The following is an 11,481-nucleotide window of genomic DNA, read 5'->3' as shown; positions in this document are numbered from 1 at the left end:
GCTGCGGGACGTCCGGGCTCTGGAGGTCCATGACGCGGGCGCCGGTGAGGACGGTGTCGGCTGCGGTCGGCAGGGCGGGGGTGACGGATGCGGACGGCACGGGGGCTCCTTCGGGGTGCGGGTGATGCGGGTGCGGTGCGGTGGGCGGGTGGTTCAGTCGGTGTCCTCCGGTTCCGCGGCGAACCCCTCGTACACGGCGGGGGCGGTCCTGCGGGTCCTGCGGGCGAGGACGAGGCCGAGGGCGAAGACGGCGGGGACGGAGAGGACCAGGACGGTGTTGGTGGCCGTCGGCGCGCCGGTCATCAGGCCGATCTTGGCGACGACCAGCCAGATCGCCCCGGCCATCAGCACCACGGCGGCCACCGGGGCGACGCGGGTGCGCAGCGCGCCTTCCCGGTGGCGGATGCGGCGGAAGTAGCAGGGGACGGCGGCGGCGGTGAGCGCCTGGAGCGCCAACAGGCCGAGCATTCCCGGGGTGTTCATCCACAGCAGCAGCTGCTGGTAGGGGTCGGCGCCGGCGAGCGCGAAGCCGAGGACGACGGCCACGGCGATGGCGCTCTGGACCGCGCCCGCGACGTACGGGGAGCGGTTGCGCGGGTGGATGCGGCCGAGCGCTGCGGGCAGTACGCCTTCCTGGGCGAGGGAGAGTCCGTAGCGGGTGATGGCGTTGTGGAAGGCGAGTTGGGAGGCGAGGATGCTGGTGATGATGAAGAGGTGCATCAGGTCGGCGGCCCAGGTGCCGACGTAGCGCTCGGTGGCGGTGAAGAACAGTCCGGCCGGATCGTGGAGGGCGGCCCGGACGATCCGGTCGCTGCCGAACGCCTGGATGATGATCCAGATGATGAAGGCGTAGAAGAGGCCGAGGAAGGCGACCGCGGCGTAGGTGGCGCGCGGGATGGTGCGGGCCGCGTCGCGGGCCTCGCGGCGGTAGATGGCGGTGGACTCGAATCCGGTGAAGGCGGCGAACGCGAAGGCGAGGACCGCGCCGGTGCCGGGGACCAGGATGTGCTGCGGGGTGAAGGAGTCCGCCGCCAGGCCGTGCGCGCCGCCGTGCAGCAGCACCCCGCCGGCCAGCAGGACGAGGATGCCGGTCTCGGCGACCAGCAGGACGCCCAGCACCTTCGCGCCGAAGTCGATGCTGCGGTAGCCGAGGAACCAGATGACGGCGACGCCGGCGAGGGCGATCGGCGGCCACGGGACGTGCAGTCCCCAGAAGGCTTCCAGGGCGTCCTGGGTGGCGGTGGCGAGCAGTCCGTAGACGCCGATCTGCATGCCGTTGTAGGCGAGCAGGGCGAGGGTGGCGGCGCCGAAGCCGGCCGGGCGGCCCAGGCCGCGGGTGATGAACGCGTAGAAGCCGCCGCCGTGCCGGACGTGCCGGGCCATCGCGGTGAAGCCGACGGCGAAGAGGGCGAGGGTGGCGCCGGCCAGGAGGTAGCCGACGGGCGCGCCGATGCCGCCCGCACCGATGGCGACGGGCGAGGTGCCGGCCATGACGGTGAGCGGCGCGGCGGCGGAGATGACGAAGAAGGCGATGTCCGCGACGCCGAGGGTGCCGCGGCGCAGGCCGGCGGCGGGCTGCGGCGGGGGGTCGGACGGTGCGGGGGTGCGGGTCGGCGACCCGTCCCGGGTCTCGGGGGCTGCGGCCATGGAGGTGCTGTCCTTCTGCGGCGGGAGGGGACGCGGCACCGGCTCGGCTCCGGGCGCGTGGCGGGGTGGGCACGGCGCGGGGCAGCGGTCGGTGGTCCACGGGGCGGGAACCAGGAAACCTGTGCAGAAACCTAAAGCCTTTCGGTTTTTGCAATGTAACCCCTGCCCGTACCCTTCGGGAAGACTCATGGGCGGGAGAGATGACATGGCGAGGCCGCGCACACCGCTGCTGAACCGGGCGCGGATCGGCGAGACGGCGCTGCGGCTCGTCGATGAGCAGGGCGACTTCAGCGTCCCGCAGATCGCCCGCGCGCTCGGCGTGCAGACCGCATCCGTGTACCACCATGTGGACGGCAGGACCGGCGTCATCGAGCTGCTGCGGGAGCGCATCAACGACTCCATCGACGCCTCGACCCTGGACGGCGCCCCCTGGGACGCGGCCCTGGAAGCCTGGGCCCGCTCCTACCGCGCCGCGTTCGCCGCCCATCCCCGCGCCATCCCGCTGCTGGCCGTCTCACCGGTACGCGCCCCGAAGGTGCTGGCCCTCTACGAGCGGGCGTCCGGGCTGCTGCTGGACGCCGGCTTCGCGCCGTCCGACGTCATCCCGGTGATCGTCGCGCTGGAGAACGTCGTGCTGGGCTCGGCCCTCGACCTGGCCGCGCCGGAGGCCATGTGGGACGTCGCCGACGCGGACCGGACGCCCCGTCTCGCGCAGGCGCTCGCCGCCACCGGGCCCGGCCGGGCCGGCCTCGCCTTCGAGCTGTCGCTGGCCGGCGTGATGGCACGGGTCCGCGAGGTGCAGGCGGGCGGCGGGAGCGGCCTGCGCCGTTCATGAGCGGCCGGGCTCACCCGCCGTAGAAGAGCTCCTCCACCACCGCGCGGGCCCGCCGGGTGATCCGCCGGTAGTCGTCCAGCATCTCGCCGACGTGGCCCTCCTCGTAGCCCAAGTAGCGGCCCACGGCGGCCAGTTCGCGGCCGTCGGCGGGGAAGGTGTCGCCGGGCCTGCCGCGCACCAGCATCACGCCGTTGCGCACCCGCGCCGCCAGCACCCACGCCTCGTCCAGGATCTGCGCGTCCTCCGTGCCGATCAGGCCGGCGGCGTGCGCGGCGGCCAGCGCCTCGCGGGTCCGCGTCGTCCGCAGCCCCGGGATCTCCCAGCCGTGCCGCATCTGGAACAGCTGCACCGTCCACTCGACGTCGCTCAGGCCGCCGCGCCCCAGCTTGGCGTGGGTGGTCGGATCGGCGCCGCGCGGCAGCCGCTCGGTCTCCATCCGGGCCTTGAGCCGGCGGATCTCGCGCACCGCGTCCTCGCCCAGGCCCTCGACGGGATAGCGCAGCGGATCGATCAGCTCGATGAACCGCTCCCCCAACTCGGCGTCCCCCGCGACCGGTTCAGCCCGCAGCAGGGCCTGCGCCTCCCACACCAGCGACCAGCGCCGGTAGTAGGCCGCGTACGAGGCGAGGGTGCGCACCAGCGGGCCCGACCTGCCCTCCGGGCGCAGATCCGCGTCGATCGGCAACGGCGGGTCGGCGGACGGGAGTTGGAGCAGCCGGCGCATTTCGTCGGCGACCGCGCGGGCGACCTTGGCGGCCTCGTGCTCGTCGGCGCCCTCCCGCGGCTCGTGCACGAACAGCACGTCGGCGTCCGAGCCGTAGCTCAGCTCGTGGCCGCCGAACCTGCCCATGCCGATGACGGCGAAGCGGGTGGGCAGGGTGTCGCCCCAGCTCTCGCGGACCGCGGCCCGCAACGCCCCGGCGAGGGTCGCCGCGTTCAGGTCGGAGACCGCCGAGCCGACCGCGTCCACCGCCCGCCCCCGGTCCTCCTCGGCCGGGCTGACCTCCGTGCCGTACGCGCCGATCACATCGGCCGCCGCGGTACGGAACAGCTCCCTGCGGCGCACCCCGCGGGCCGCCGCGACCGCTGCCTCCGCGCCGCTCGCCCGCCCGACCGCGGCCAGCACCTCCTGCTCCAGCGCCTGGCGGCCGCGCGGCCGCAGCCCGTCGGCGGCGCCCAGCAGCGCGACCGCCTCGGGGGCGCGCAGCAGCAGATCCGGGGCGAGCCGCCCGGCGGACAGCACCCGGGCGAGGTTCTCCGCCGCCGCGCCCTCGTCGCGCAGCAGCCGCAGGTACCAGGGGGTCTTGCCGAGCGCGTCGGAGACCTTGCGGAAGTTGAGCAGCCCGGCGTCCGGGTCGGCGGAGTCCGCGAACCAGCCGAGCAGCACCGGCAGCAGCGTCCGCTGGATCGCCGCCTTACGGGTCACCCCGGACGCCAGCGCCTCCAGGTGCCGCAGCGCCGCCACCGGGTCGGCGTACCCGAGCGCTTCGAGCCGGTGGCCCGCCGCCTTCGCGGAGAGCCGGGTCTCGACGGGCTCCAGATGCGCGACGGCGTCCAGCAGCGGCCGGTAGAACAGCTTCTCGTGCAGCCTGCGCACCTCGCGGGCGTGCCACTTCCACTGCTTGCGCAGCGCGTCGACCGGTTCGGTGCGCAGCCCCATCGAGCGGGCCAGCCGCCGCAGGTCGGCGTCGTCCTCGGGCATCAGGTGCGTACGGCGCATCCGGTAGAGCTGGATGCGGTGTTCCATCGTGCGCAGGAAGCGGTACGCGGCGTCCAGCGCCGCGGCGTCCTGGCGCCCGACGTAGCCGCCTGCGGCGAGCGCGGCCAGCGCGTCCAGGGTGGTGGCGCTGCGCAGCGTCGCGTCGCTGCGGCCGTGCACCAACTGGAGGAGCTGGACGGCGAATTCGACGTCGCGCAGCCCTCCGGGCCCCAGCTTCAGCTCCCGGTCGACCTGGGCCACGGGGATGTTCTCGACGACCCGCCGCCGCATCTGCCGCACGTCCGCGACGAAGTTGTCGCGCTCGGCGACCTGCCACACCAGCGGCGCCAGCGCGTCCACGTACGCCTTCCCGAGGTCGGGGTCACCGGCCATCGGGCGGGCCTTGAGCAGGGCCTGGAACTCCCAGGTCTTGGCCCAGCGCTGGTAGTAGGCGAGGTGGCTGCTGAGGGTGCGGACGAGGGGGCCGTTGCGGCCCTCGGGGCGGAGGTTGGCGTCGACCGGCCAGATGGTGCCCTCGACGGTGATGTCCGAGCAGACCCGCATCAGCCGGGCGGCGAGCCGGGTGGCGGCCTGCAGCGCCTTGTCCTCCTCGGTGCCTTCCTTGGCCTCGGCGACGAAGATGACGTCGACGTCCGAGACGTAGTTCAGCTCGCGGCCGCCGCACTTGCCCATGCCGACGACGGCCAGCTTGCAGACGGCCGCGTCGCCCGGCGCCTCCTCCGACGCGATCTCCAGGGCGGCCCGCACCGTGGCGGTGGCCAGGTCGGCCAGTTCCGCCGCGGTCTGGGTGACGTCCGCCGTCCCGCACACGTCACGGGCCGCGATGCCGAGGAGGGACCTGCGGTAGGCGATCCGCAGCGCGTCGGCGCGCGGCAGGGTCTGGCCCCGCTCGCCCCAGACCACGTCCGCGAGCGCCCCTTCGAACTCGGGGGTGGTGGGGTGCAGATCGGCCGACTCGTAGGTGACCAGCGACTGCCAGTCGTGCGGATGCCGGGCGAGGTGGTCGGCGAGCGCTTCGGAGGCGCCCATGACACCCAGCAGCCGGTCGCGCAGCGGCTTCGCGGTGACCAGGGTGCTCAGCAGCAGCTGCTGAGCGTCCGGGTCCTGCGCCTCGACCAGCCGGACCAGGCCGAGCAGCGCCAGATCGGGATCGGCGGTGCCGGCCAGCGCCTCCAGGAGCACCGAGTCGTCGCGTACGGAAGCGAGTTCGGGCGCGTCGAGCAGCCGCCCGGCCGCCGAGGGATCGGTGAAACCGTGCCTCAGCAGCCGGGTGAAGGTGCTGCTCCGCCGGCCCTGCGGAGCGGGTTGTGCCATGGCGGGCGCCTCTCGGGACTGACCCGGCAGGCGGCTCGCGCGGCGGCGCGGCCGCCCCGGGCGCGGCGGTACGGAGACGGTGCGGGCACCGCCTACAGCACGGGCAGCATCTTGCGCAGCTCGAAGGCGGTGACCTCGGAGCGGTACTCCTCCCACTCCTGCTTCTTGTTGCGCAGGAAGAAGTCGAAGACGTGCTCGCCGAGGGTTTCGGCGACCAGTTCGCTGCGTTCCATCAGCTCGATGGCCTCGCCGAGGTTCTGCGGCAGCGGCTCGATGCCCATCGCGCGGCGCTCGGAGTCGGACAGCGCCCAGACGTCGTCGTCGGCGCCGGCCGGCAGGTCGTAGCCCTCTTCGATGCCCTTGAGGCCGGCCGCGAGCAGCACCGCGTACGTCAGGTACGGGTTCGCGCCGGAGTCGATGGAGCGGACCTCGACCCGCGTCGACCCCATCTTGCCCGGCTTGTACATCGGCACCCGGATCAGCGCCGAGCGGTTGTTGTGGCCCCAGCAGATGTAGGAGGGGGCCTCGCCGCCGGCGCCCGCGGTGCGGTTGGCGCCACCCCAGATGCGCTTGTAGGAGTTCACCCACTGGTTGGTGACGGCGGAGATCTCGCCCGCGTGCCGCAGCAGTCCGGCGATGAACGACCGGCCCACCTTGGAGAGTTGGTACTCCGCGCCGGACTCGTGGAAGGCGTTGCGGTCGCCCTCGAACAGCGAGAGGTGGGTGTGCATACCGGAGCCGGGGTACTCGGAGAACGGCTTGGGCATGAACGTCGCCTGCACGCCCTGCTCCAGCGCCACCTGCTTCATGACCAGACGGAACGTCATGATGTTGTCGGCCGTCGACAGCGCGTCGGCGTACCGCAGGTCGATCTCCTGCTGGCCTGGGGCGCCTTCGTGGTGGCTGAACTCCACCGAGATGCCCATCGACTCCAGCATCGTGATGGCCTGCCGGCGGAAGTCCATCCCGACGTTCTGCGGGGTGTGGTCGAAATAGCCCGACGAGTCGCCGGGCGTGGGCCGCGTGCCGTCGACAGGCTTGTCCTTGAGCAGGAAGAACTCGATCTCGGGGTGCGTGTAGAAGGTGAACCCGAGGTCGGAGGTCTTGGCCAGGATCCGCTTGAGCACATAGCGCGGGTCGGCGTACGAGGGCGAGCCGTCCGGCATCAGGATGTCGCAGAACATCCGGGCGGTACCGGGGGCCTCCGCGCGCCAGGGCAGGATCTGGAACGTCCCCGGATCCGGCTTGGCGATCATGTCCGACTCGTAGACCCGGGCGAAGCCCTCGATCGCCGAGCCGTCGAAGCCGATGCCCTCGTCGAACGCCTGCTCCAGCTCGGCGGGGGCGACGGCCACGGACTTGAGGAACCCGAGCACATCGGTGAACCACAGTCGTACGAAGCGGATGTCGCGCTCCTCGAGCGTTCGGAGCACAAACTCCTGCTGCTTGTCCATGGGTCACCAATCCTTGCAGGTCAATCGGCCTGTCCACGCGCGTGGGAAAACCGGCGTGGCACACCAGTATCACGTGCGGGGGTTACCGTCACATTACGCACCCTTGGCCTGAATCAGAACCATCAGGCCGTAACCTCCAGCCGCCGTCCGCGCACCCCTTTCCGTCGCGCGCCCCCGTCCCCACCTCCCACGATCCCGGCGGACCAGCTGCCGCGGAACGGCGGAACGGGCGGCTTGGCCCACTCTTGGAATGCGACTGAGTAACCGTTGACCGCGTGTTGACGAACCGGTCCCGCTGCGTGCCCGAGGCGCCACGCAGCGGGACGCCCTACAGGTCCAGCACCGCCTGCGCGACCGACTCCGGTGCGTCGGCCATCACCAGGTGACCGGACGGGGCGGCCACCACGAACCGGCCGCGCAGCTCGGCGGCGAGCGCCCGCTGGCGCTCCAGCCACCGCAGCCCGCGGGCCGTCTCGCCGCCGTCGTAGGCCGCCAGGACCGTCACCGGGGCGTCGGGCAGCGGGCGGCCGGGGCGCAGCGCCGCGAGGTCGGCCGCCTGGTAGGGGTAGCTCGCGTTCTCCAGCACACAGGCGCGCAGCACCCGGCTGGTGCGGTAGGCGGTGCGCTCCCAGTGGTGCGGCGCGTGGTGGCCGATGGCGTTGGCCCGGCCGGCCAGCCGGCGGCCGGCCGGGCCCAGGGCGCGCGGTACCCCGGCGGCGGCCAGCGCACCGGCCACTCCGCCCGCCCAGGCGCTGCGCACCGCGCGCGGCAGCCGCGGCCTGGCGTTCTCCTCGACGCTGCCGTCGACCAGCACGAGCCCCGCGCAGCGGTGCGGGTGCAGCCGGGCGAACGCCTCGGCGTGGAAGGCGGCCAGGGAGTGCCCGACGACGGTGCAGCGGCCCCGGTGGCCGAGCGCGTCCAGCACCTCGGCGATCCGGTCCGCCTCGGCGGCCAGGGCGGGCGGGCCCGGCGCCGGGGCGCTGAGGCCGAGGCCGGGGCGGTCGAAGCGGACGACGGTGCGGTACGGGGCGAGCAGCGCGGCGACCGTCTCCCAGTCGAACCAGGCCATGCCGAGCCCGCCGCTGAGCACGCAGACCGGGCCGCTGCCCTCGCTCAGCACGTGCAGCGGTACGCCGCCGACCCGCAGCATCCGGCCCGGCGCCGGACCCCCGCGGCGGCCCGCGCCGTCCCGGCCTTCGCCACCGCGGCCGCTCCCCGCGCTCCGGATCATCCGTGGCCTCCCGTCATCCGTGACCTCCCGCTTTCCACTCCGATTCTCCCGCCGGGCGGCGCTCCGGAACCCGGTCGGTGTCCCGCGGCCGTCCCGGGTGCGCCACGCAGCCGGCGAGGAGCGCGACGTAGAGGGCGACGAGCAGGACCTGGAGGCGCTGTCCCAGACCCAGCGCCCAGGTGCCGGCGCCCGTGGTGAAGGCGGCGACGGCGGCCAGCGTCCAGAAGGTGGCGGCGAGTTCGGCCAGCAGCAGGGGCGGGCCGTAGCGGCAAAGCGGCGGCCACCAGGCGTAGCGGCGGGCGGCGACGGTCAGCAGGACCAGGGCGGCCAGCGCGCCGAGCATGGCCAGCGAACTGCTGACCGCGTGCGCGGTGTGCGTGGCGGGCACCAGTCCTGCGGTCTCGCGGGCCGCGCACTCCGGGTCGTCGGTCGGGGCACAGCTCAGCGGGAGCCGGGAGTCCAGGGCGGTGGCGGCGCCGAAGAGGGCCAGCGCGCTCCAGCCCGCCGTGGCCCACGGCCGGCGTCCCGGCAGGCTCAGCCCCAGCCCCGCGCCGGCCAGCACCAGCAGGCCGGCCGCCAGGTCGGTGGCGCGGAAGAGACCGCCGAGCGGCTGGTCGGCTGCGGCCAGTTCGCTGACGTACGCGTCGACGGGGTCGAGGCCGGTGGCGATCACCAGCTCCAGGACCCAGGCGGTGTACGCGACGGCGCCGAGCAGCAGCAGCGCGGCGGCCGCCCGCCGACGGGCACGTCCCGCCGGGCGGCGGTCCGGGACGGGGAGGGACGGGGGCGCGGTCGCGGTCACGGACATCCTGGTGGTCAAGGTTCCCGCACGGCCCCGTGCGGACACGGTCCCGCCCCGGGCGCGGCACGGTCGGACACGGCCGCCCGTGTACCGGCGGGCCGGGCAGGAGCGGCACGGTCCGGTCAGGATAGGCGGCGGTCCTGCGGCACGACGGGCCGGCGACGCGGGACGCGACGGGTGCGGGAAGGGCGGCTGTGGCCGCGGGTTCCGCGTCGGCGCCGCGGGCGTCGGGCGGCGGCAGGAGGCACCCGGAAGGCGGGCGGTCCCGGGGCCTCGCCGGCACTCCCGTTCGCCCCGGAATGCCCCGCTTGGCTCACCACTCCGGCGTTCTGCGGGCCGTTACAAGGGGGTCATACCCCGCGGGGGTAGGGTGCGGGATCCAGGCGCCCGGCCGTGCCACCGCGCCGCGCCGTCAGCGCCCACCCGCCGTCCCGACGAGAGGCCAGCGATGCGTGCACAGCCCACGGCCGCCGCCCGGTGCGGCCGGCCGCTGCTGTCCGCCGGCCTCGCCGCGATGCACGCCTCCGGCCACCCGGCCCCCGGCCGCGCACCCCGCTCCGCCGCCACGGCCAGGACGGCCGCCCGGCAGCCGGACCACCGGGCGGCCGGCTCGCGGCCCGGACCCCGCGCCCCCGGCGCCCCGGCGGTGCTCGCCGCCCGGCTGCCGGACGGGCGGCAGGCGATATCCCTGCCGCTCCGCGCCCCTCTCCTTCCCCGCCTGTCGGTCCTGCGCGGGTAGGCGCGCCCGGCCCCGGCGCCTGTGCGTCCGTGGCCCCACGCCCGTCACTCCGCACCCGCCGACACCCTCACGAGGTGCTCCCCATGCGTCGTATCCGCACGTCTTCCGACCCCTCCGCATCCGCGTCCCCCGAAGCGCCCGCGCGGCGCGCCGTGCTCGGCGCCGGCATCGCCGTGGCGGGCAGCGGCCTGCTCGCCGCCTGTTCCACCGGCTCGCCCGGCTCGACCGTCGGCGGCAAGGACGCGTCCGCCCCCGGCGACGACGCTCCCGACCGCTACGTCTCCCCGGACGGCCCGGAGGTCGCCGCCGCCGAGAAGAGACGCGGCTCAGGCCCCGTACGGAACATGCAGCTCACCGCCATCCGCACCCAGCTCGATCTCGGCGGCCGCACCGTCGACTCCTGGGCGTACGGCGACGAGCTGCCGGGCCGGGAGGTCCGGGTCACCGCGGGCGACACCCTCGCGGTGGATTTCGCCAACCATCTGCCGGAGCCCACGACCGTGCACTGGCACGGCCTGATGCTGCGCAACGACATGGACGGCGCCCCCGGCCTCACCCAGCGCTCCGTCCAGCCGGGCGCCTCCTTCACGTACCGGTTCGCGGTCACGCGTCCGGGCACGCACTGGCTGCATTCGCACGTCGGCATGCAGCTGGACCGCGGTCTGTACGCGCCGATGATCATCGAGGACCCCAGGGAGCCGCTCTCCTACGACAAGGAGTGGGTGGTGGTCCTGGACGACTGGGTCGACGGGGTGGACGGCAGCACTCCGGACGGGGTCCTGGCCGAGATGAACAAGGGCCGTCACCGGATGAGCCACGGCGGCACGGAAACGCAGGACGACAAGCGGCAGGAGCCCGCGGGGCCCGCACGGATGCTGTGGGGTGCCAGGAGCCGGCTGCTGGGCGGCGAGGCGGGCGACGTCGACTACCCGTACCACCTGATCAACGGCCGCATCGAGGACGATCCGCAGACCTTCACCGCACGTCCGGGCGACCGGATCAGGATCCGGTTCATCAACGCGGGCGGCGACACCGCCTACCGCGTGGCGCTCGGCGACCACTCCATGACCATCACGCACACCGACGGCAACCCCGTCTCGCACGCCACGACCGATGCCCTGCTGATCGGCATGGGCGAGCGCTACGACGTCCTCGTCACGGCGAAGGACGGCGCCTTCCCGCTCACGGCGCTCGCCGAGGGCAAGAAGCGCACCGCCCTGGCGATCCTGCGCACCGGCGGCGGCGCGGCGCCCGAGGCCGGCACCCTCCCCGACGAGCTGTACGGGAAACTGCTCATCGCGCCGGACCTGGAGGCCGCGGAATCGGTGCGGGTCGACTCCCGGAGCGTCGACCGCACCCTCCACTTCACGCTGACGGGGACGATGCGGAGGTTCAACTGGGCGATCAACGGGGAGATGTACTCGCCGTCGCAGCGCTACGGGGTCAGGGAGGGCGAGCGGGTCCGGATGGTGTTCCGCAACCGCAGCCCCATGTGGCACCCGATGCATCTGCACGGGAACCTGTTCGCGATGCTCAACGGCGGGGCGCTCAAGGACACCGTGATCGTGCGGCCGGGCCACCGGGTCTCGGTCGACTTCGACGCGCGCAACCCGGGCCTGTGGATGATGCACTGCCACAACCTGTACCACTCGGAGTCCGGGATGATGACGGTCATCGGATACCTGAAGTAGCCGCCGCCTCCGGGCATCCGGAGCGGCCGGCCAGACGCCGGGGCGCGG

General features: G+C 74.1%; 8 protein-coding genes. 3 read left to right on the top strand and 5 right to left on the bottom strand.

The window, feature by feature from the left end:
* Positions 1-153 precede the first annotated feature (153 nt).
* Entirely contained in the window at positions 154-1,647 is a 1,494-nt protein-coding gene (locus LIU39_RS07080; protein ID WP_227045701.1) for an APC family permease, read from the bottom strand.
* A gap of 205 nt (positions 1,648-1,852) precedes the next feature.
* On the opposite strand from LIU39_RS07080, the gene LIU39_RS07075 reads away from it, so the two are divergent.
* Positions 1,853-2,482 carry a TetR/AcrR family transcriptional regulator gene (locus LIU39_RS07075; RefSeq protein WP_227045700.1) on the top strand — a complete coding sequence of 210 codons (630 nt, stop codon included), beginning with the start codon at positions 1,853-1,855 and terminating at the stop codon, positions 2,480-2,482.
* A gap of 10 nt (positions 2,483-2,492) precedes the next feature.
* On the opposite strand, the gene LIU39_RS07070 is transcribed toward LIU39_RS07075, so the two are convergent.
* From LIU39_RS07070 to LIU39_RS07055, 4 genes are all read right to left on the bottom strand, one after another.
* Positions 2,493-5,516, bottom strand: a complete 3,024-nt coding sequence (locus tag LIU39_RS07070; protein ID WP_227045699.1) for a bifunctional [glutamine synthetase] adenylyltransferase/[glutamine synthetase]-adenylyl-L-tyrosine phosphorylase — start codon at positions 5,514-5,516, stop codon at positions 2,493-2,495.
* Positions 5,517-5,608: 92 nt separating this feature from the next.
* Positions 5,609-6,970: a gamma-glutamylpolyamine synthetase GlnA2 gene (glnA2, locus tag LIU39_RS07065; protein WP_227045698.1), complete on the bottom strand. Its 1,362-nt coding sequence runs from the start codon at positions 6,968-6,970 to the stop codon at positions 5,609-5,611.
* A 328-nt stretch (positions 6,971-7,298) separates the two neighbouring features.
* Positions 7,299-8,120 (bottom strand): alpha/beta fold hydrolase, encoded by an 822-nt coding sequence (locus tag LIU39_RS07060; RefSeq protein ID WP_227045706.1) that lies wholly within the window; start codon positions 8,118-8,120, stop codon positions 7,299-7,301.
* A gap of 94 nt (positions 8,121-8,214) precedes the next feature.
* Positions 8,215-8,922, bottom strand: a complete 708-nt coding sequence (locus tag LIU39_RS07055; RefSeq protein ID WP_227045705.1) for a DUF998 domain-containing protein — start codon at positions 8,920-8,922, stop codon at positions 8,215-8,217.
* Between the two features lie 529 nt (positions 8,923-9,451).
* Between LIU39_RS07055 and LIU39_RS07050 the strand changes: the two genes are divergently transcribed.
* Positions 9,452-9,742, top strand: a complete 291-nt coding sequence (locus LIU39_RS07050) for a hypothetical protein (protein WP_227045697.1) — start codon at positions 9,452-9,454, stop codon at positions 9,740-9,742.
* An 83-nt stretch (positions 9,743-9,825) separates the two neighbouring features.
* Positions 9,826-11,433: a multicopper oxidase family protein gene (locus LIU39_RS07045; RefSeq protein ID WP_227045696.1), complete on the top strand. Its 1,608-nt coding sequence runs from the start codon at positions 9,826-9,828 to the stop codon at positions 11,431-11,433.
* Positions 11,434-11,481: the final 48 nt, after the last annotated feature.

The organism is Streptomyces pinistramenti (assembly GCF_020564935.1).
Classification (GTDB): Bacteria; Actinomycetota; Actinomycetes; order Streptomycetales; family Streptomycetaceae; genus Streptomyces; species Streptomyces pinistramenti.
This window is presented reverse-complemented; position numbering and strand designations above follow the sequence as displayed.